Consider the following 20384-nt stretch of genomic DNA (forward strand, 5'->3'; position numbering starts at 1 on the left):
GGCCGGCCCGAGGGTGCCCCGGGCCGGAAGGGGCAAACCGGGGGTCAATATCCCTGGTTGACGTTCGCCACGCCAGTTATCGGCTGGCCTTGGTTGTGGGCACGGATCTTGGTGGTGATCTGCTCCAGCGTGTCGTCGCGCTGGGTGCGGGCAGAGACATGAGGTGTGATGGTGATCTCGGGGCATGACCAGAACGGGTGGTCGTCCGGTAATGGCTCGGACGTAAAGACATCCAGGGAGGCGTGCTTGACTGAACCGGCCTCAATAGCGGCCAGCAAGTCTTCTTCCACGAGGTGCTCACCGCGGCCAACGTTGATCACCACAGCCTGGGGGTGCAACTTTGCCAGTGTGGTGGCGTTGATAATGCCGCGAGTATCGTCGGTCAGGGGGAGTGTGTTGATCAAGACCCGGGTTTGGCCCAGGAATTCATCGAACTGGTCCGGGCCGGCATAGCAGGTCACTCCGTCCAGTTGGTGCTGGCTGCGGGCCCAGCCACTGACCTTGTAGTCCAGGTTGGCAATGGTCCGGGCCACACGCTTGCCGATATGGCCCAGGCCCATCACCCCAATCGGCCAGTCCTTGCGCCGAATCGGGCGGTGAATTTTCCAGGTGCCGGCGGCCTGCTGATCTCGGTAGATCTGCATATCCCGGGTGATATCCACCAGTTGGTGGACGACGTGTTCGGCCATCTGCACCGACATGCCTGCATCCTCCAGGCGTACCACAGGTACCCCCGCCGGCAGGTTGGGGACCTTGAGCAAGCCGTCGATGCCAGCCCCCAGATTGAAAATGGCCTTCAGATGTTTCTCGCGCTCGAACAGCGCCTGAGGGGGTTGCCAGACGATGGCGTAGTCCGCATTGACAGCCTCACCTGCGGGATCCCAGGCGTAGACCTCGGCCTCTGGCAACAGGCTCTGGATCGGGATGGTCCAGCGTTCGGGTTTGGGGTCTCCGGCAACGAAGAGTACTTTCATGAAGCACCTCGATTATTGGCTGTTTGTTGTGAATGCGAAGCTTTTTGTTCCGCTTGTAGAAATCGAATATCGCAAGAAGCTATCAAAATCGGAATTTGGTGTCACTAATCAGAACAGATAATGAAACAAAACGAAGTAGTGTTTCATATTTGATTCATAAATTGATCTATTCAAGTGGTGCTGGGTTGATTGACGATCTAAAATACAGGGAAATTTCAAAGAGCAGAATCCTGTCACAGCTGCGCACTGCGAAGCGCCATGGCGAGGTCTGTGTCTGCAACGATTGAATTATCTGGAGGACGCCAGTTCTATGGCAACTGAAGCAACCAAGAAAACCCGTGCAAAAAAGGCGGACCTGTCGGTCAACAATGAAGTGCCCGTCAAACCGGAAAAAGACCGAAAGTTTGTAGAAGCCCTGTCCCGGGGATTGGATGTGTTGCGTGCCTTCAGCCAGGGATCTGTGATCCTGGGGAATCAGGACATTGCCCGTATCACCGGTTTGCCGAAGCCGACTGTTTCGCGCATGACTTATACCCTGACCAAGCTGGGTTACCTCAGCTATAACCCGATTCTGGAAAAGTACCAGCTCAGTTCCGGCGTTCTGGCCCTGGGGTATGCGTATGTTTCCAACCTCAAGGTTCGCCAGCTGGCCAAACCTTACATGGACGAATTTGCCCGTCGCACCAACATGTCGGTGGGGCTGACCTGCCATGACCGCCTGCATATGATCTATGTGGAAAACCGGATGCCACCGGAAGCCACCCTGCTGCGGATGGAAATCGGCTTGCGCCTGCCGATGGCCACCACCGCTGCTGGCCGTGCCTATTGCGCCGCGGTCAGTGACGGCGCCCGCAAGATCCTGATGGACGGCATGGCGAAGAAGTACGGCGACCAGTGGCCGGAGAAGAAAGAAGGTCTCGACCGGGCCATGGAGGAGTACAAGACCAGCGGCTTCTGCCTGTCCCTCGGTGAATGGGACCGCAACATCAACTCCGCCGGGGTGCCGGTTCGCCTGGAAGACGGGACCATCATGGTGCTGACCTGTGCGGCACCTTCCTATCTGATTTCCGGTGAGAAACTGCGCGACTCCATCGCACATCAGCTGGCTATGCTGGCGAGTGATATCGAATCACTCGGCGTTTGATGGCGGCAGGCCGCTTGCCGGTTTTGAGAGCTTGACTATGCTGAAAGCCGCACCCTTCAGGTGCGGTTTTTTTGTGCCTGAAAAGAGTGAATTTTGTATTTGGTGCGTATTGAATGGTTGAAAATTGATCCCAACTTGTATTAAATCGACCCAGCTGTTTCGCATATTAAAACATGATTCCGTGTTATTCAGGAGGCAATATGTCTGAGGTCGTTACCTACAGCCGCGAAGGCGCCATTGGTGTGATCACCGTAAACTACCCGCCCGTCAATGCATTGGGCCACGCTGTCCGGTCCGGGTTGCTGGCGGCGGTGGAACAGGGGCAGGCCGATGGTGAAGCCCAGGTTCTCCTGCTGGTGTGCGAAGGTCGTACCTTTATGGCCGGCGCCGACATCCGTGAATTTGGCAAGCCCATGCAAGAGCCAGGATTGCCGCAGGTGATTGACGCCTTCGAAAACTGCCGCAAGCCGGTCGTAGCGGCGATTCACGGCACCGCACTGGGTGGCGGTCTGGAAACTGCCCTCGGTTGCCACTATCGCATTGCCCTGACCAGCGCCAAGGTGGGACTGCCGGAAGTCAAACTGGGCTTGTTGCCCGGCGCTGGCGGTACCCAGCGGTTGCCGCGACTGACGGGTGCCCAGAAGGCCCTGGAAATGATCACAACCGGAGACTTTGTGGCAGCGCCTCAGGCTCTGGAGCTGGGTATCGTGGATGCGTTGGATGATGGCAAGGATGCGAAGGCCGCGGGCTTGGCCTTTGCCCAGAGCATTGCCGACGAGGGCAAACCGGTGCGCCGGGTCCGCGATCTGACCGACAAGGTTGAGGCCGACAAGGGCAGTGCCATCTTCGATCAGTTCCGTGCCGGGTTGCAGAAGAAGGCTCGGGGTCTGTTCTCGCCGTTTAAATGTGTGGATGCCGTCGAAGCCGCCTTTAACCTGCCATTTGATGACGGTATGACGCGCGAGCGCGAATTGTTCATGGAGTGCATGGAATCCCCTCAACGTGCTGGCCTGATCCATGCCTTCTTCTCCGAGCGGGAAGTGTCCAAGGTACCGGGTCTTGCTGCAGACACTCCGGTACGTGACGTCAAGTCTGTCGGTATCATCGGCGCCGGCACCATGGGTGGCGGCATCGCGATGAACTTTGCCAACGTTGGTATCCCCGTCACCATCGTGGAAGTCCAGCAAGAGGCCTTGGATCGGGGCCTGGCCATCATTCGGCGTAATTATGAGAACAGCGCCAAGAAAGGTCGCGTCACCCAGGCCCAGGTGGAAGAGCGCATGGCGCTGATCAAGACCAGTCTGAGCTACGACGACTTCAAGGACGTCGACCTGGTGATCGAGGCTGTGTTCGAAAACATGGCCATCAAGAAAGAGATCTTCGCCAAGCTGGATGAGGTCTGTAAGCCCGGCGCCATCCTCGCGTCCAACACCTCCACTTTGGATATCGATGAGATCGCATCCGCCACCAAGCGCCCGGAAGATGTGGTGGGTATGCACTTCTTCAGTCCGGCCAACGTTATGAAACTGCTGGAAAACGTTCGCGGCAGCAAGACGTCCGACGAGGTAAAGGCGACCGTCATGGCCGTGGCCAAGACCATCAAGAAAGTGGGTGTACTGGTGGGCAACTGCCACGGCTTCGTCGGCAACCGTATGCTGCACAAGCGCGGTGCCGAAGCTATGGCCCTGGTCAACGAGGGCGCTACGCCTCAACAGGTGGACAAGGTGCTGACCGATCTGGGTTACCCGATGGGGCAGTTTGCCATGTCCGATCTGGCGGGCATCGATGTCGGCTACCGTATCCGTGAAGAGCGCCGCAAAGCCGGCGAGGATGTGGAAGCCAGCTGGATGGACAAGCTGGCCGAGCAGGGCCGTTTGGGCCAGAAGACCCAGGCCGGTGTCTACAAGTACGAAGACGGTAGCCGTGCTCCGGTGGTTGACCCTGCGGTTGACCAGATCATTGCCGATTTCCGGACCGAACAGGGCATTACCCCCCGGGAAATCAGCGATCAGGAAATCCTCGAACGTTGCATGTACGTGATGATCAATGAGGGTGCCAAGATCCTGGAAGAAGGCATCGCCGACCGCGCCCTCGATATCGACGTGGTGTGGATCTATGGCTATGGCTTCCCCGCCTATCGTGGTGGCCCGATGTTCTGGGCCGACCAGGTAGGTCTCGACACCATCCTCTCCGCGGTGAAGAAATACCACGACAGCATCGGTGGCGAGCAGTGGCAGCCATCAGCATTGCTCGACAAGCTGGTTAACGAAGGCAAAGCCTTCGGTGATCTGTAACTGGCTGGTCTGACCACCTGAATTGCCCGGGGCCGGGCTGGCGGGGTTCCCCCTCACCCCCGCTGGCCCGGCGTTCGGGCTTCTCACTCCATGCGTAACCGCGCACTTTTCCGGAGGACATTTCCATGTCTGATGCAGTTATCGTTTCCACGGCCCGTACCGGCCTGGGCAAATCCTATCGCGGCTCCCTCAACAACACCCACAGTGTGGACCTGGCAGGCCATGTGATCCAACACGCGGTTCAGCGGGCGGGCATCGATCCGGCCATCGTTGAGGACGTCATCCTCGGTGCCACCTTCCACGAAGGTGCCCAGGGCAAGAACATGGCTCGCCTGGCGGCGATTCGTGGCGGCCTGCCGGTGACCACCGCAGGCATGTCCATCAACCGGTTCTGCAGCTCCGGTCTGCAGGCCATTGCCCTGGCTGCCCAGCGGGTGGTTTCCGAGAAGATACCGGCCATCGTCGCTGGTGGCGTCGAGTCCATCTCCCTGTGCCAGAACGACAAGATCAACCAGTTCCGTGCCACCAATGACTGGCTGATGCAGCACAAACCGGAACTGTACCTGTCGATGATCGAAACCGCCGACATCGTTGCCCAGCGTTACAACGTCAGCCGGGAATCCCAGGATGAATACGCCCTGGCCAGCCAGCAGCGCACGGCAGCGGCCCAGCAAGCGGGCAAATTCGATGACGAGATCGTGCCGATGGACGTCACCATGCTGGTGAAGGACAAGGAAACCGGCGAGGTCAGTGAGCAACAGACCACCATCGACCGCGATGAGTGTAATCGTCCCACCACGACTCTCGAAGGACTGGCTGGCCTGGAGCCAGTGCGTGGCCCCGATCAGTTCATCACTGCCGGTAACGCCAGCCAGCTTTCGGATGGTGCGTCGGTATGCACGGTGATGGACAGCGTTTACGCCGAGAAGAACAACATTGAGCCAATGGGTATTTTCCGTGGCTTTGCCGTGGCCGGCTGCGAGCCGGATGAAATGGGCATCGGTCCGGTGTTCGCCATTCCGCGCCTGCTGGAGCGGAACGGCCTGACCATGGACGACATCGGCCTGTGGGAATTGAATGAAGCCTTCGCCTCCCAGGTGGTGTACTGCCGGGACCGTCTCGGTATTCCGATGGAGAACCTTAACGTCAACGGCGGCTCCATTGCGGTTGGCCACCCCTACGGGGTTACCGGCTCACGGCTTACCGGCCATGCGTTGATTGAGGGTAAGCGTCGTGGCGCCAAGTATGTGGTGGTCACCATGTGTATCGGCGGCGGTCAGGGCGCCGCCGGCCTGTTCGAAGTGGTGTAAAACCGGTGAGGGGCGAACGCAGGTTCGCCCCTTTTCTTTAGGCGGAAGATTGCTCCCCATTTGTCACAGCCACCAACAGAGGCAACGAACCGTGCAGCAGAAGATCATCAATACCCAGGACCTGGATTTTCAACTGTTTGAGTTTCACCAGGTAGAGCAGGTGTTGCAGTTCGAGCGTTACGGCGACCACAGCCGGGAGACGCTACAGGCCGCCCTCGATGTGGCGTTGAAAGTGGCGGCGGAGGAGTTTGCGCCCCATGCGAGGCTGGTGGATGAAGAAGAACCGACCTACCAGAACGGTCGGGTGGAGATGCGTCCAGAAGTTAAACAGGCTCTGGATGTGCTGCGGGGCACCGGGTTGATGGCCGCCGGTCAGGACTACGAACGTGGAGGGATGCAACTGCCTGCCGCCGTGGCGCAGATGTGTGTTGGCCTGCTCAAGGGCGCCAATGTGGGCACCCAGGCCTATGCCGGGCTGACCATTGCCGCCGCCAACCTGATTATGGTGCAGGGCTCGGAAGAGCAGCAGCAACGCTACGCCGAGCCGATGATGGCGGGCCGTTTCTTCGGCACCATGTGCCTGACGGAACCCCATTCCGGCTCCTCACTCGGGGACCTGCGTACCCGGGCAGAGCCTGCTGACGACGGCAGTTACCGTCTGTTTGGCAACAAGATCTTTATTTCCGCTGGCGACCATGAGCTCAGCGACAACATCATCCATATGGTCCTGGCCCGTCTGCCCGATGCGCCCGCCGGGGTCAAAGGCATTTCCCTGTTCCTGGTGCCCAAGTTCCTGGTCAGTGACGATGGTAGCCTCGGCGAGCGCAATGACGTGGCCCTTGCCGGGTTGATCCACAAGATGGGCTACCGTGGCACCACCTCCACCATGCTGAACTTTGGCGAACAACAGGGCGCGGTCGGTTACCTGGTGGGTAAGCCGCACCAGGGGCTGGCGGCTATGTTCCATATGATGAACGAGGCCCGCATCGGCGTGGGCCTGGGGGCGGTGATGCTGGGCTATACCGGCTATCTGCACGCGCTCGATTACGCCCGCGATCGTCGCCAGGGCAGGCCCATGGGGGAGAAAGATCCGGCGTCGCCCCAGGTCCCATTGATCCGCCACGCCGACATCCGCCGCATGTTGCTGGCCCAGAAGGCTTATGTGGAAGGCGGCCTGGCGCTGTGCCTGGAAGGCGCGATGCTGGTGGATCAGAAAAAACACGCCGGGACGTCCGAAGCGCGCGAACTGGCCGCTGGCCTGCTGGACCTGCTGACCCCGGTCATCAAGTCGTGGCCGTCGCAGTTCTGCCTGGAGGCCAATAGCCTGGCGATCCAGGTCCATGGCGGCTATGGCTACACCCGGGAATATCCGGTTGAGCAGTTCTACCGGGACAACCGGCTTAATCCGATCCATGAGGGCACCCACGGTATCCAGGGCCTGGACCTGCTGGGCCGCAAGGTGTCCATGGCGGACGGCCGGTTCTATCAGGCACTGCTTGGCCGTATTGAGGACTGTATCGCCGAGGGGCGGGCGGATACCCGTCTCGCGCCTTGTGCGGAACAACTTGCGGATGCGCTCCAGACATTGGATCGGGCCACCGGAGTCGTCAACTCGGCGAAGGCCCGTGGCGAGGTGGAACCGGCACTGGCAAATGCGTCGTTGTACCTGGAAGCCTTTGGCCACCTGGTGGTGGGCTGGCTCTGGTTGCGTCAGGGGCTGAAGGCAGCGGCAGGCCTGGCCGGACATGGCGCCCAGTCGGGTGATTTCTATGAAGGCAAGCTCAAGGCCTGTGAATACTTTGCCCGCTATGAACTGCCACGGGTGCGGAGCCTGAGTGAGCTGTTGCAGTCGGTGGACACCACCGCGTTGGCAATGAGTGACGCGGAGTTCTAATGGACCTGCCCGCCCAGGCGGAAGGGGCGGGTCACCTCAGGGTTTGCCTCCAAGCATCACCCGAACCGCTGTACAGGCGTCTTCCAGTTCGGCCTCTTGCGGTTCTCGACCGCAGATGATGTCGCTGTACAGGCAGGACTCGGCCAGTCTCACCATGAAATAAGACAGGCTGTCGATGCTCAGGGGCGGATCGATTTTTCCCCGTTGCACCTGGTCACGCAGAGTGCGGGAGTTGGCCTCAACCGTGCGGGCATGGACCGTTGAGTGTGTCGACGTCAGGATCCGGAGGGCATATTCCGAATCCTCATGAATGAAACGTCGCAACGGTTCAAAGTGCAGCAACACCGAATTGACGTGACGGTATACGCCGACGACAAAATCCACCCCATCGCCGGGGATTTCCTGCAGGGCCTGCATTCGCAGTGGCTCATACAGCGACCACATGACCTCGCCCAACAGCAGGTCCTTGTTGCCTACCCAGCGAAACAGCGTCGCACGACCAATATTCAATTCTGCGGCAAGTGATGCCAAATGAATTCGTTCACCCTTGAGCCAGTGACGACGGGCTCGTCGCAGGGCTTCGGCGGGCGTCGCTTTTAGAGTTGTATTGTTGTTATCCACTGAAACCTCGAATTGGCAGCCATTCCATTCTATACACAATACTTTGTCCTATACACAATCCGACGTTGGTTTCTCTGGGTGGTGCAGGGCACGGTTCATGGTCTTGGCATGCGCCGTGATGGAATTGTGAACTTTACTTTATAGAGTGTTTTATACCCCGTTAACGGGCCGTGAAGGCCCGGGTGCACTCTGGGCCCTGAAACCTGCAAACGGTTTGCAGGTGCTCCGATGGGGAAACGCACAATGACGATCACCAAGAAACGTACTCAAACACATCGTAACTCGTCCTGGCTGGCGGCGATGGTGATGCCGATCGCCATGATGGCTGGTCTGGTGCAGGCCGGTGACATGGCCGATAACGGTGGAATGATGGACGACAGCACCATGGAGTCCGGTAGCCACAGCATGGGCATGGGAAGTGCTGGCATGGGCCACCCTCCCATGGCGGCTGATGGCATGGCCGAGGGTAAAATGGCAGATGACATGGCCGGCGACATGGGCGATGGTATGAAAAGCAGCGACGACGGGATGGGCGACAGCATGGCCGCCCCGATGATGGATGACAGCAAAACGATGATGGGTGAACCCGCGAACCAATGACGCGAACGGTACTGATAATCGAGGATAACCCGGGGATTGCCCAGCTGGTGCGTATGCACGTGGAAGACCTGGGCATGACGGCCGTCCACCGGGACCGTGGTGATACCGGGCTGGAACGCTATCGCCAGGGTGGTATCGACCTGGTGGTTCTGGACCTGATGCTGCCGGGGCTGGATGGCCTGTCGGTGTGCCGGGAGATTCGCAGCGGTCCGGGCTATGTGCCGGTGCTGATGCTGACGGCTAAAACCACCGAGCTGGACCGGGTGCTGGGGCTGGAAATGGGTGCGGATGATTACCTCACCAAGCCTTTCAGCGTGGCGGAGCTGGCGGCCCGCATCAAGGCCCTGTTCCGGCGGGTTGATGCCATGGCTGGGCCAGCGGTTGGCAATGATGAGGACACGGTGATCCACAGCCAGGACCTGACCATTGATCCTGCCCGGCGCAAGGTGAATGTTGAGGGCGGGGATGTGGACCTGACCGCGCGGGAGTTCGACCTGTTGCTGCATTTTGCCCGCAACCCTGGACGGGTGTTCAGCCGCACCCAGCTGCTGGATGCGGTCTGGGGCTACAACCATGAAGGCTACGAACATACCGTCAACACGCACATCAACCGCCTCCGCAACAAGATCGAGGCCGATCCGGCCAACCCCCGTTTCATCCAGACGGTGTGGGGCGTGGGCTACCGATTCGGGGACTGACCATGCTGAATACCCTGTACACACGCCTGGCCCTCGGCCTGTGCCTGCTGCTGGTGGCGGTCGGCCTGCTGTATTCGTTTATCAGCCTGTATTCACTGCGGGAGTACAATGCCTCGGTGAACCAGGAGCTCTATCGGGGGCTGGCGAGTCGGCTGGTGCAGGACCGTAACCTGGTGGATCAGGGCCACCTGGATGAAACCGCGCTGAAGGAACTGTTTGCCCTCTATATGACCATCAACCCCAGCATTGAAATCTACCTGCTGGATGGCGATGGCAAGATCCTGGCCTACTCCGCCGACCCCGACAAAATCAAACGCAATTCGGTATCACTGGCGCCGATCCGCACGCTGCTCAGCGACATGGATGCCTATCCGGTCCTGGGGGATGATCCTCGCAGTCACGAGCGCCAGAAAATCTTCTCGGTGACTCCGGTTCCCTCTGCCGAACACCCGGAAGGCTACCTCTATGTGGTGCTGCGCGGAGAGGAGTTCGACAATGCCGAGATGATGGCGCGGGATGGCCGCTTTATCGAGATGAGTGCCTGGGCTGTGGCGGTCAGCCTGGTGGGTGGCCTGCTCGCAGGACTGTGGCTGTTCCGTCTGTTGACCCGTCGCTTGAGTGAACTGACGGATCTGGTGGAACAGTTTGAGACCAACGATATGGCCCCCCCGGATCGTCAGACCTGGCAACAGCGGCGACCGGTGGTGCGGGACGAAATCGATTACCTGGGGGTTGCCTTTGATCGTATGGCTGAGCGCATCGCCAGCCAGATTGAGCAGCTTCAGGACAAAGACGCCCTGCGCCGGCGGCTGGTGGCCCAGGTGTCCCACGACCTGCGCACGCCCCTGGCGTCGATACAGGGTTATGTGGAAAGCCTGAGAATGAAGCGGGCCAGCCTCAGTGAAGCCGAGCAGCAACAGTTTCTCGATGTCGCCCTGGCGGAGTGCCGTCGTCTCAGCCAGCTGGTGGACGAGCTGTTTGAACTTGCCGCCCTGGAGGCGCAGGAGAAACAGCCTCGGCCAGAACCCTTCCCACTGCCGGAGCTGCTTCATGACGTGGCCCAGAAGCACGCGCCCAAGGCCGCTGCCTCTGGTATTACCGTGAGGGTGGAAGGCTCGCCGGCGCTGCCACTGGCCTTTGGTGATCTGGCCATGACCGAACGGGTTCTGGACAACCTGATTGGCAATGCCATTGCCTACAGCCCGGCAGGTGCAGAGGTTGTGCTCACCATGGCCTCGCGGGATCACGGGGTCCAGGTGCGAGTGCAGGACAACGGGCCGGGTATCCCGGACGCGGACCTGCCCCACATCTTTGATGCCTTCTACCGCGGAAGTTCAGGCACGGTGGTTGGTCATGCCGGGCTCGGGCTGGCCATTGCCAAGCGCATCATGAGCCTGCAAAACGGCCAGATTGAAGTGGCCAACCGGCGCCCTTCTGGGGCGGAGTTTTCGATGTGGTTGCCCAAGGCCGGTTGAAGGGCGCTGGGTGACCGATGGCCCTATCGTCGGATGTTATGGAATTGTGAGAATTTGCCCATCAGGGTGTGAAGTGACAGCCGCATGCTGGAGTCTGAAGACAACAGACAGGCCCAGGGTAGGCCAGAGAGGTAAATAACATGAAACGTTACGCAGTCAGTTTGGTATTGATGCTGGGCCTGGTCGTCCTGGGCTGGAGCCTGGCCAGTGATGACACCATGGCGGAACCGTCCCGCTATGCACCGGATAACCCCAGCCTTGCTGTGGCCACGTTTGCCGGTGGCTGCTTCTGGTGCGTGGAAGCCGGGTTTGAAAAGATACCGGGCGTGGTGGAAGCGGTTTCCGGCTACACCGGTGGCGATGTGGCCAACCCCACTTATCAGCAGGTAGGCACTGGCAGTACCGGTCACACCGAGGCCGTACAGGTCTACTACGACCCTACCATCATTACCTATGAAGGGCTGTTGCAGGGGCTTTGGCGCATGATGAACCCGACCGATGCCAACGGCCAGTTCGTTGACCGTGGCCTTCAGTACCGCCCTGGCATCTTCTACCACAACGACGAACAGCGTGAGCTGGCGGAAGCCGCCAAGCAGGCCTTGCAGGCCTCTGGCCGTTACGACGCCCCGGTAGTCATTGAGGTTACGCCGTTTGAGGTGTTCTACGACGCCGAGGACTACCATCAGGACTACTACAAGAAGAACCCAATTCGTTACAAGTTCTACACCTTTAACTCCGGCCGCTACCAGTTTGTCGACGAGGTCTGGGGCGATGACCGGTACCTCGACTTCAGCCAGTTTCATCCGGCACCCGCCGCTGGCGCCGTCGGCTTTGACCCGGCCACCTTCACCAAACCCAGCGATGACGAGCTGAAGCAGCGTCTGACCCCGCTGCAGTATGACGTCACCCAGGACGATGGCACCGAACGGGCCTTCAGCAACACCTACTGGGATGAAAAGCGGGCTGGCCTGTACGTGGATGTGGTGTCCGGCGAGCCGTTGTTCTCCTCCGACGACAAATACAAATCCGGTACCGGCTGGCCCAGCTTCACCCGTCCCATTGAACCGGGTGTGGTGGTCGAACGGGAAGACCACAGCCTGTTCATGACCCGGGTGGAAATACGCAGCCACTACGCCGACTCCCACCTCGGCCATGTCTTCGAAGACGGCCCGCTGCCCACTGGCCTGCGCTATTGCATGAACTCCGCCGCCCTGCGGTTTATCCCAAGGGAGCGCATGGAAGCGGAAGGCTATGGTGCCTATCTGGACCGAGTCAGTCCGAAGGCGACCGAGATGTAACGTGCCCCACCGGCAGCACCCGCCCGGACCGTTGCACAACGGCTCGGGCTTTTTTCTGCCCGGTGTGCGCGCCATGAAACTGTGTAATCATGGCGCGGTCACTCGTTGTGTTAGGAACAGGATAAACAGTGCTCAAGCAGATCGAAGAATGGATTCGTCAGGTTAATCAGTCCCATGCACCGCAGCGGCAATCCTGCTCGCGTTTCGAAGAGCCTTTCAGCGGTTTTTATTCGCCCGGATTCCTGAACTCAGCGTATTTCGTTGTTGTCGACCAGATCCCAAAACCCGATCTTCCCGGGCTCCGTGCTGCCGGGTTGGGTGATTTTATCGATATGGACGTGGCCGGCATCACGTACGATGACACCTATTACGTTCAGCGGTCTGTCGCCAACGAGCTGCGCTTGCACTTCCACGAGCTGGTTCATGTTGTGCAGTGGAGACAGCTTCAACCACTGGGGTTCATCACGCGTTATCTCGATGAAATTCAGGCCCATGGGTACAACGACGCCCCGCTGGAAAAAATGGCCTACCGCCTGGATGGGCACTACCAGGCGAATGGGAAGAGCTTTGATGTGGAAGACTACGTCCGCACAAACTTGTAGCAAGGAGGCCGTGTGGCATTTTCGGATTTGGAAGGAGACGCTCTGTTGTCGGTTAAGGGCGTTGGCGCTACTGTCGTGAAAAGGTTTGAGGAAATTGGAATAGATACGTTTTCTGATTTGGCCACTTACCAGGCGGATGACATCGCGGAAAGGGTGGCCTCAATGCTGAAAACCACGTGCTGGAAAAACAGCCCACAAGCCAAGGCGGCTATCGAGGCAGCCATTTTACGGGCGCAAGAAGGGCTTTGAACAACACCTACACTCACCCCTCAACGGGCGTTTTCCCGCGGTTGTTTGAGGCTCTGTGCAACTCCGTTGTTCTACGGCGGGTGCGAAGGAGGCTGTTCCGGTTGCTCCCGTTCCTGCGTTTAAGCAGTGATGTCCGGGACGTGGTGTATCTGAACTGGGTGGTTGATCTCGACAAGGTCAAGCATCTGGTGCCGGAGGGGGTTACGGTGATGACCTTCAATGGCAAAACCCTGCTCTCAGTGCTGACCTACCGTCATGGCCACTTCGGCCCGTCCCTCCTTGGCCCGCTGCGCCGGTTGTTTCCCAGCCCCCTCCAGAGCAACTGGCGGCTGTACGTGGATGCAATTAGCGGTCAGGAAGTGCAGGGCACGGTGCTGTTTCTCAAGAACATCATGAACAGCAAGCTGTTTGTTTGTGGTACCCGGCTGGCGAGTGATTCGATGCTGACCCACTATGCCGACTCATTCACCCATGAAACCAACAATGGTCAGGTTTACACCGCGATAGCTCCTGCTGGCGGGAGTAGCCCCGACCTGGTAAGCCTGCTTCACCGTGCGCCTGAGATCGCCATACCGGCGAGCGTGCTGGACCATTTTGGAACTCGGGATCAGGCCTTGGCGTACCTTTGCCTCCAGCATTCGGCGATCACCGATGTGCCCGATGCCGGTTGCTTGTGCCAGGCTGAGATTGACTTACCCATCGGGCTGGACACGCTGGTTGGGTTGCAGGTGGATGAGCTGAAGAGCGCATGGCTGGGTGAGGTGATTGAAGGGGCTCCGGTATTTGCGTTCTCGGTGCCGGAAGTTGGGTTTGAGGTGATCAGTGAACGCCTGATGGCGGGTTAACCGCCCGCGGCAACCGCAGGTATCGACGGTGGCTCTGGTGCTACAGGCCTATCGTGACTGCGGTGGTGTTATCTATAATGCGGGCGGCGGCCCTGGCCTGGAAGGCTGAACAGCGGCCCCGAATCAAAGACTTCATTCTCAAGGAAAGCCAATGAACGTTCGTCCTCGCTCCATCACCATCATCAGTTGGTTTCTGATTATTACCTCGGCCCTGTCTGTGGTGACGTTTGCTGTGGTCTACAACAATCCCGACGTTGTCAAGCTGATGGAAATGAATGCCATGCGGCTCTGGCTGCAATACACCCTGAACGTTGTGGGGGTGGTTGTATCGTTGGGGTGTGGTGTACTGATGCTTAAAGGCAAGTCGTTGGGCCGGATGGTCTACGTTGGCTGGGCCCTGGTGTCGATGGTGGTTGGGCTGCTGACGACACCGGCAAAGCTGACGCTGGTGCCTGGGCTGGTCTTCCTGGTCGTTATCCTCTTCTTCCTGTTCCGGCCCAAGGCGAACGAATTTTTTTCACAACACCAGGGAGGGGCAGTGAGTGGTTCGTAATATCTTCGGTATTCTCTGTTTTATCGTTTCCGGCTTTTTTGTCTACATGGTGGGCCTGATGGCCTTCTTCGATTTCTCCGCGAACGGGGCCGATAAAGCCGGGATCATGGGGGTCTTCTGTATCCCGGCGGTGGTGTCGCACCTGATTGGTCTGTTGCTCTATCGGGGGGGGAGCTGGCAAACGGCAACCGGCATCACGCTGATCGGTGGTTCGGTCCTGAACGTATTCGTTGTGATTGCCATGTTTTCAATCAAGGCATCTCCCGAGATCGCGGGGACGGTAGACACCCGTGGTGTGGACAGTTTCAGTGATTACCTGGCTGGTTTCTCGGTTATGTCAGTGGCGATTGGCCTCGGGTTGTTGCTGATGCTGGCGGGCCGGTCTGCGGACAAACGCCGGAAACTGGCCATGGACGATGCCGCAGCTTACCCCAGGTTTTAACGGTTACCTGACGGGAACTCCCAGCCTATACGCTAGAGCCTTATCCGATCAAAGCCACAGGTCACCCAGCGGGGTTTCCGGGCTGAAGTGATGCTGCAATTGGGCCTGTAACAGCTCTGCGGTAGCCAGCGCGTCTGTCAGGGCATGGTGGGGTGGGTAGTGAGGCAGGTGGTAGCGGGTTCGGCTGTCGGCCAGGCGAATGGAGATCGGTTTGTCGCCCCGTAATTTCTGCCACCAGCTGAGGCGGCGGTTGGGGTGCAAGTGCGCTTCGATAGCCATGGTGTCGATCACCGGAAAGGTGATGCCTTCCCCCAGGCGGTGCTTTACCGCCACATCAATAAATGGCCGCTCAATGGCCTGATAGTGCACCACAGCCACCCGGCCGGCCATACTGTCCAGCAGCTCTTCAAGGACCACTTCCAGGTCCGGCGCATCGCCGATGTCGGAATGGGTAATGCCGTGAATTTCAACCGACTGGCGGTGCAGGGGCTGCAGCGGATGCACCAGCCAGTGGCGGGCGCTGTGCCCCTGGATCCGGTGGTAGTCGAACTGCACCAGCCCAATGCTGACGATCGAGTGCTCGTCAGGATTGAGGCCGGTGGTTTCAAAATCGACGGCCACCATCGGTACATCGGCGATGGGGGTGTGGCCGTCCGGGCAACCCGCTTCGAAGTAGCGTTTCAGCCGGGGGTCACTGGCGGTGCTGGCCCGTTGCGCCAGCTGTTGGGGCCAGGCTGGAGTGTGGTCGCAACTTATTGGCTGGCTCATGTCACGGCCGCCGCTCGTTGGATCTGGGACGGCCGGACGACGCCTGATAGCGGTACCGCAGGAATTTCTGGGCGTTGCTGACCACCTGGAAGGCGTCTTTGAGGTGGTTGCGCTCGAACGTGGACAGGTCTTCCGGTTTGACGTTGTTGTCGGGTTCGCGGTCATCCTCAATGGCCAGGGCCTGGTGGCGTATGCGGACGATGGAGATGAACTCCAGGGCATCCCGCAGGTTCTCCACCCCCCCTTCTGGCAGCAACTGGGTGGTGCCGATGTCTTTGAGGCGCTCGAAGGAATTTTGTGCCCGGGAGCCAACGGCAAGGGCATGGATGCGAATCAGGTCAGACAACGGTGCGGTACCACGGCGTTTGAGGTTGAAAGTGTTGTTCTGCTTGCCGTCCTGCTCCATCACAAAGGTGCGGAAGAAGCCCAGTGGTGGCGTCCGGTTGAGGGCGTTGCGGGCAAGAAATGCCAGGAAGCGCGGGCTCTCGCCGGCCTTGTCGGCGATCAGTACCTTCAGCTCCTCGGCCATGTCGATCCGGCCATAGATGCCGTCCAGGTCGAAGAAGATGTTGCTGTTGAGCAGGGCTTCGGCCTTGGGGTTATCGATCCAGTCACTGAAGTAGTCTTTCCACACCCGCAGCGGTTGCCGCCATTTCTGGTTGGTGGCCATGATGTCGCCAGTGCAGTAGCTGTAGCCGCATTCGGCCAGCCCGTCGCTGACAAAGCGGGCAAGGGCCAGGAAGTAGTCGTCGTGCAGGGCTGGGTCAAAGCTGTCGTCCAGGATCATGGCGTTGTCCTGGTCGGTGACCACCAGCTGTTCGTCCCGGGCCATGGACCCCAGCGCCATGAAACAGTAAGGCACTGGCGGTGGCCCCAACTGCTCTTCGCCAAGTTCCAGCAGCCGCTGGGTAAAGCTCCGGCCGATACCGGCCATGGCACTGCCGATCATGTGCGAGTTGGCGTCTTCGTTGACCATGCGGACAAAGCTGGCGCGGACGTCCTTGCTGACTTTCTTCAGGGCCTTGACGCTGTTCTGGTGGAAAATATTGCTGACCAGGTAGAGGCTGTTCTGGGACTCGTACTTGATCACATCGCTCAGGGAAATCACCCCCCGGGGCTCCCCTTTGTCCACCACCGGCAGGTGATGGACGTTGTTGTGGAGCATGGTCAGCATGGCTTCGAAGATGTACTCATCGGTGCGGATGGTGATCAGGTCTGCGGACATGATGTCCTGAATGGGGGTCTCCGAAGGCAGTGCGTCTACCAGGGCGCGGGTACGCAGGTCGCGGTCGGTGACAATGCCGGCCATGGCCGGTGGTGTCTGGCTCTCGTCCATCAGCAGCAGGGATGACACCCCTTGCTCCGTCATGATCCGGGCGGCTTCCTGCAGCCGAACGGTGGTAGGGGCGGTGACCGGGGGGCGGCCTATCAGCCGGCTGACCTTGGCGGTCATCAGGTCGTTGCCCTGCTCCCGGTTGGAGATGGCCGAACGCAGCCGGGTGCGATCCTCAATTTCCACGTAATCGGCAAAGTTGTCGTCACTTTCCCACAGGGTCTGGAACACCGCCGAGGGAATCAGGTACAGCAGGCTGTCTTCCAGGGCATTGGCGGGAAAGCGCACGGTTTTGTTCATCATCAGCCCGAACTGGCCAAAGAACTCGCCTTCTTCAAGCCGGTTGTATAGCTCCCCGGAACGCCGGTAAATCTCTACCGCGCCACTGCGCAGGTAGTAAAGGTGGGTACTGGGGTCACCGAAACGGCTGATGGAGCTGCCTGCCCTGTAGTAGGCGACGTCGACATTACGGGCCACCAGGTCCAGTAGCGGCTCGGGAAGTTCATCGAACGGTGGGTGCTGGCTCAGATGGTTGCGGATTTCGATCAGTTCGGCCTGCATGCCTTGCCCCGGTTTGTGCACCTGTGGATGTGTTTGATGTCACAGGCAATATAGCAGCCAACTTGCAGGAAGGGCCATGGGGGTATCCCCCCATGGCCCTGTCGCAATCGTCAGCGCGCGGCCTGTTCCGCCCGTTCCCACATGCGCAGGTAGGCTTCGGCGGAGGTAAACAGCTGGTTCACCGCCTCGTTCACCTGCTCGCGGGGGCTGTCGCTGAAGCGGATCATGTCTTCAATCTGATCCGGATAGAGGCCGTAATGGGCGACGCCGCGGCCGTCATAGAGCCGGAACTCGTGGTCGCCGGTACGCTGGGGCTGGAAAATTACCCGGCCGTCAACGGAGGCGAACGGGTAGAGCTCCTCGGCCTGCTCCGGGCTGCCAGGATTACCTGCCAGGGCGGCGATGCCGTTAACGTCCGAGGCCATGCCAGCGCCACCATAGGGGCCGACCATGAATGCTTCATCGCGCACCCGGCCACCATCCCGGTTCAATTGCTGAACCCAATGTTCCCGGACACTGGCAAAGGAGCTGGTCACCCCGCCCTGGGCCGCAATCCGGTCGCGCAGGCGCTCGGTGCCGCCCCAGCCGCCATGGCTGTTGATCACCGGGTAGTTGAAGTTGCCAGTCATTTCGAGGATGCGGGCGGCGGCCTTGCGGCTGATGTGATCGGTTTCGATCATCATGCCGCGACGCATCAGTTCCTGAACAAGGAACTCACCCAGATCACTCAGGCCACGGCGGTTACACAGGTGGTCTGTGCCCGCACGGGGGTCGTACTCGGCAAACTCCTCCGGGCTTTCCGGGAACCGGTCACCCAGGTAGTCGAGCTGGAACAGCAGCTGTTCCATCAGCCCGAGGGGGCCAAGAGGGTTGGGATTCTGATCCGGCTCCAGTCCGCTGTATTCGTCAGCCTCCGCCGGGCAGGTTTCAAACTCGATAGGGTGGCCGGTTTCCGCCAGGTTGCCGGCATACAGCACAGGACCAATACCCACGCCTTCACTCAGGTCCGGCAAATGCCCGGCGAAGGCGTTGTCGAACTTGTGCACCGGGAACAGGTTTCGGACACCCATGGCGTAAAGCCGGTCCAGGCGTTCGATGATCTGGTCCCTGGTGCATTCAGCGATGCCCTGGAACTCACCGCAATTGAACACCTTGGAGGTTTCTACCCCGAGCACCACGGCAAGCTTGCCATCGGCAATCACCTCGCGGGCCTGCGCGGGACTGGTCACGAGACGGAACCAACCCTTGCCGGGACCGCCGTTCTGGGCATCAATGTAATCCTGCATCTCATGCATGCGCTGAGCCTGGAGTTCCAAGGCGGGCATGGTGTCGCAGTCGTTCTGCTTCTGCGGGTTGAGTTGGCAGAGGATTTCGTTGTGCACCAGATGGTTGACCAGCACTTTCATGCCAGCCAGGTGGGTGCGCTCAATCCAGCGGTAATAGCTCTGGTGGTGCTGAAGCGAGTTGTTTCTGGGCCAGTAGTTGAACGTTGGCCAGCCCTGGGTTTCATGGGGCCCCAGGGTACTGGTGACGTGTTCTATGAGACCGGTGAGACCCTCGGGGCCGTGATTCACGGCACAATCGTCCAGCGCATGATCCACGCCGAATTTGTGGAACGGGTCGCCGTAATTCACCCGGCCACCAATGAACTCGTAGGCGGTGATATGGCTGTGGGCATCCACGAACCCATAGATGTCGTCGTTATCGATGCCGGGAGTTCCCCGGAAACGGTCAACCTCCCGGAGGTAGATGGCCGGTGGCTTGTCCGGGATGAAGGCATTGAGTTCCGCCTCCGGATAGCTCGCGCAGCTGTTTGCAGGCACCAGGCTGAATTTGCTGGTCTCACCGGCCAGAGACGGGGAGACCAGTCCGGTGCCCTCGTCGGACGCGGTCAGCAGCAGCCCGGTGACCTGGGAGGAAAGCTGGAAGCGGTCATCGCCGGTGGGGAGAAGTTCCCAAACGGTCAGGTCACTGGCCTCCGTGACCAGGCCAAGCTGTGGGTTCACGTTAATATCGCCGATGCGGTCGCCGCCGAGCTCCAGGCTTTCACCGAGGTCACGAATGGCGTCTCCCAGAGGAGAAATCGGGTCCAGAAGGAAGTTGGCCATGTCGCCCAGGCCGGCGACGAGGTAGCTGACTTCACCAATGAAGTTGCCGGAGCCGTCGAGGAATTCCCCCACGGGGTCGCTGATGCCCAGCAGGGCCTTGCTGCCTTGTTGACCGGCACCGCGCTGGTAGTCTGAAAGCAGCAGGTAACGCCCGAGGGACGTGGGTTTGAAGTAGAATTCGGTCGCTTGGGCGGGATCGCTGGTGATGGAGTACTGGTCTTCGGCGGCTGTTGTCGCCAGGTAATGGTCACCCTGTTGGAGTTGGTAGCAGCCATTGGCAAACTGGTAGCGAGTGATTGCGGCCGGTTGCTGGATGGTCTCGCCGGCGACCTGGCCGCCTTGAGAGGCGTCTGGCGCGGTTAGAACCGGATCGGGCGCGTTGGCCGGTTGTGGAGTATCGGCGTCTCCGCCACCACCACAGGCTGAGAGCAGAAGGGTGCTGCCAAGCAGCCACGCCTTGAAACAGGGCTGGATAGAGTGTGTCATTGTTGCCTCGTTTTTGTTGTTGTCGGGCTTAGGAAGTCTGAGGTCTGGTTCCTAAAACGTGAGAACCTCTCACAAGGTTCCTTTTTTATTGGTTGGATTTTTGTCGTGCGGGCCAAGCATTGATCGCGC

The 20384-nt window shown here is 59.6% G+C and carries 18 protein-coding genes; 13 read left to right on the forward strand and 5 right to left on the reverse strand.

Going from position 1 to position 20384, the window contains the following annotated elements; translation table 11 throughout:
* Positions 1–44: 44 nt before the first annotated feature.
* Positions 45–974 carry a 2-hydroxyacid dehydrogenase gene (locus tag BMZ67_RS04125; protein WP_092020618.1) on the reverse strand — a complete coding sequence of 310 codons (930 nt, stop codon included), beginning with the start codon at positions 972–974 and terminating at the stop codon, positions 45–47.
* Between the two features lie 310 nt (positions 975–1284).
* Between BMZ67_RS04125 and BMZ67_RS04130 the strand changes: the two genes are divergently transcribed.
* The 4 genes from BMZ67_RS04130 to BMZ67_RS04145 all read left to right on the forward strand — a co-directional run bounded on the left by BMZ67_RS04130 (position 1285) and on the right by BMZ67_RS04145 (position 7616).
* Complete coding sequence (locus BMZ67_RS04130) at positions 1285–2118, forward strand: IclR family transcriptional regulator (RefSeq protein WP_245749863.1); 834 nt, start codon at positions 1285–1287, stop codon at positions 2116–2118.
* A gap of 200 nt (positions 2119–2318) precedes the next feature.
* Positions 2319–4412, forward strand: coding sequence for a 3-hydroxyacyl-CoA dehydrogenase NAD-binding domain-containing protein (locus BMZ67_RS04135; protein WP_092020619.1), 2094 nt, complete (start codon positions 2319–2321; stop codon positions 4410–4412).
* Positions 4413–4537: 125 nt separating this feature from the next.
* Positions 4538–5722, forward strand: a complete 1185-nt coding sequence (locus BMZ67_RS04140) for an acetyl-CoA C-acyltransferase (RefSeq protein ID WP_092020620.1) — start codon at positions 4538–4540, stop codon at positions 5720–5722.
* Positions 5723–5813: 91 nt separating this feature from the next.
* Positions 5814–7616 (forward strand): acyl-CoA dehydrogenase, encoded by a 1803-nt coding sequence (locus BMZ67_RS04145; protein WP_092020621.1) that lies wholly within the window; start codon positions 5814–5816, stop codon positions 7614–7616.
* A gap of 36 nt (positions 7617–7652) precedes the next feature.
* Here the strand turns inward: BMZ67_RS04145 and BMZ67_RS04150 are convergent, their stop codons facing one another.
* Positions 7653–8237, reverse strand: a complete 585-nt coding sequence (locus BMZ67_RS04150) for a QsdR family transcriptional regulator (RefSeq protein ID WP_092020622.1) — start codon at positions 8235–8237, stop codon at positions 7653–7655.
* Between the two features lie 243 nt (positions 8238–8480).
* On the opposite strand from BMZ67_RS04150, the gene BMZ67_RS04155 reads away from it, so the two are divergent.
* The 9 genes from BMZ67_RS04155 (at position 8481) to BMZ67_RS04195 (ending at position 14999) form a co-directional block, all read left to right on the forward strand.
* Positions 8481–8837 carry a hypothetical protein gene (locus BMZ67_RS04155; protein WP_139214323.1) on the forward strand — a complete coding sequence of 119 codons (357 nt, stop codon included), beginning with the start codon at positions 8481–8483 and terminating at the stop codon, positions 8835–8837.
* Positions 8834–9535, forward strand: a complete 702-nt coding sequence (locus BMZ67_RS04160) for a response regulator transcription factor (RefSeq protein ID WP_092020624.1) — start codon at positions 8834–8836, stop codon at positions 9533–9535. Before BMZ67_RS04155 ends, BMZ67_RS04160 begins: the two co-directional genes overlap by 4 nt.
* Before the next feature lie 2 nt (positions 9536–9537).
* Complete coding sequence (locus tag BMZ67_RS04165) at positions 9538–11010, forward strand: sensor histidine kinase (protein ID WP_092020625.1); 1473 nt, start codon at positions 9538–9540, stop codon at positions 11008–11010.
* Positions 11011–11150: 140 nt separating this feature from the next.
* Positions 11151–12308, forward strand: a complete 1158-nt coding sequence (gene msrB, locus BMZ67_RS04170) for a peptide-methionine (R)-S-oxide reductase MsrB (RefSeq protein ID WP_092020626.1) — start codon at positions 11151–11153, stop codon at positions 12306–12308.
* Between the two features lie 128 nt (positions 12309–12436).
* Positions 12437–12910 carry a hypothetical protein gene (locus tag BMZ67_RS04175; protein WP_092020627.1) on the forward strand — a complete coding sequence of 158 codons (474 nt, stop codon included), beginning with the start codon at positions 12437–12439 and terminating at the stop codon, positions 12908–12910.
* Between the two features lie 12 nt (positions 12911–12922).
* Positions 12923–13159: a hypothetical protein gene (locus BMZ67_RS04180; protein WP_092020628.1), complete on the forward strand. Its 237-nt coding sequence runs from the start codon at positions 12923–12925 to the stop codon at positions 13157–13159.
* Positions 13160–13260: 101 nt separating this feature from the next.
* Positions 13261–14004 (forward strand): DUF2071 domain-containing protein, encoded by a 744-nt coding sequence (locus tag BMZ67_RS04185; RefSeq protein ID WP_175481824.1) that lies wholly within the window; start codon positions 13261–13263, stop codon positions 14002–14004.
* 151 nt (positions 14005–14155) lie between these two features.
* Entirely contained in the window at positions 14156–14557 is a 402-nt protein-coding gene (locus BMZ67_RS04190; protein ID WP_092020630.1) for a hypothetical protein, read from the forward strand.
* Positions 14547–14999 (forward strand): hypothetical protein, encoded by a 453-nt coding sequence (locus tag BMZ67_RS04195; protein WP_092020631.1) that lies wholly within the window; start codon positions 14547–14549, stop codon positions 14997–14999. Before BMZ67_RS04190 ends, BMZ67_RS04195 begins: the two co-directional genes overlap by 11 nt.
* Before the next feature lie 48 nt (positions 15000–15047).
* Here BMZ67_RS04195 and BMZ67_RS04200 read toward each other — a convergent pair whose 3' ends face one another.
* The 3 genes from BMZ67_RS04200 to BMZ67_RS04210 form a co-directional block, all read right to left on the reverse strand.
* Positions 15048–15767 carry a 3'-5' exonuclease gene (locus tag BMZ67_RS04200; protein WP_092020632.1) on the reverse strand — a complete coding sequence of 240 codons (720 nt, stop codon included), beginning with the start codon at positions 15765–15767 and terminating at the stop codon, positions 15048–15050.
* Between the two features lies 1 nt (position 15768).
* Positions 15769–17661 (reverse strand): putative nucleotidyltransferase substrate binding domain-containing protein, encoded by a 1893-nt coding sequence (locus BMZ67_RS04205; protein ID WP_092020633.1) that lies wholly within the window; start codon positions 17659–17661, stop codon positions 15769–15771.
* Between the two features lie 110 nt (positions 17662–17771).
* Positions 17772–20255 carry a membrane dipeptidase gene (locus BMZ67_RS04210; protein WP_092020634.1) on the reverse strand — a complete coding sequence of 828 codons (2484 nt, stop codon included), beginning with the start codon at positions 20253–20255 and terminating at the stop codon, positions 17772–17774.
* Positions 20256–20384 lie beyond the last annotated feature (129 nt).

Origin of the sequence: Marinobacter zhejiangensis, from assembly GCF_900114775.1 — a bacterium.
Taxonomy (GTDB): domain Bacteria; phylum Pseudomonadota; class Gammaproteobacteria; order Pseudomonadales; family Oleiphilaceae; genus Marinobacter; species Marinobacter zhejiangensis.

What these genes read in the sequence shown, in the direction of transcription:
- BMZ67_RS04205 (WP_092020633.1), bottom strand. Translation starts at nt 17,661, where the DNA reads ATGCAGGCCGAACTGATCGAAATCCGCAACCATCTGAGCCAGCACCCA.
- BMZ67_RS04125 (WP_092020618.1), bottom strand. Translation starts at nt 974, where the DNA reads ATGAAAGTACTCTTCGTTGCCGGAGACCCCAAACCCGAACGCTGGACC.
- BMZ67_RS04135 (WP_092020619.1), top strand. Translation starts at nt 2,319, where the DNA reads ATGTCTGAGGTCGTTACCTACAGCCGCGAAGGCGCCATTGGTGTGATC.
- BMZ67_RS04165 (WP_092020625.1), top strand. Translation starts at nt 9,538, where the DNA reads ATGCTGAATACCCTGTACACACGCCTGGCCCTCGGCCTGTGCCTGCTG.
- BMZ67_RS04190 (WP_092020630.1), top strand. Translation starts at nt 14,156, where the DNA reads ATGAACGTTCGTCCTCGCTCCATCACCATCATCAGTTGGTTTCTGATT.
- BMZ67_RS04200 (WP_092020632.1), bottom strand. Translation starts at nt 15,767, where the DNA reads ATGAGCCAGCCAATAAGTTGCGACCACACTCCAGCCTGGCCCCAACAG.
- BMZ67_RS04140 (WP_092020620.1), top strand. Translation starts at nt 4,538, where the DNA reads ATGTCTGATGCAGTTATCGTTTCCACGGCCCGTACCGGCCTGGGCAAA.
- BMZ67_RS04130 (WP_245749863.1), top strand. Translation starts at nt 1,285, where the DNA reads ATGGCAACTGAAGCAACCAAGAAAACCCGTGCAAAAAAGGCGGACCTG.
- msrB (WP_092020626.1), top strand. Translation starts at nt 11,151, where the DNA reads ATGAAACGTTACGCAGTCAGTTTGGTATTGATGCTGGGCCTGGTCGTC.
- BMZ67_RS04155 (WP_139214323.1), top strand. Translation starts at nt 8,481, where the DNA reads ATGACGATCACCAAGAAACGTACTCAAACACATCGTAACTCGTCCTGG.
- BMZ67_RS04160 (WP_092020624.1), top strand. Translation starts at nt 8,834, where the DNA reads ATGACGCGAACGGTACTGATAATCGAGGATAACCCGGGGATTGCCCAG.
- BMZ67_RS04210 (WP_092020634.1), bottom strand. Translation starts at nt 20,255, where the DNA reads ATGACACACTCTATCCAGCCCTGTTTCAAGGCGTGGCTGCTTGGCAGC.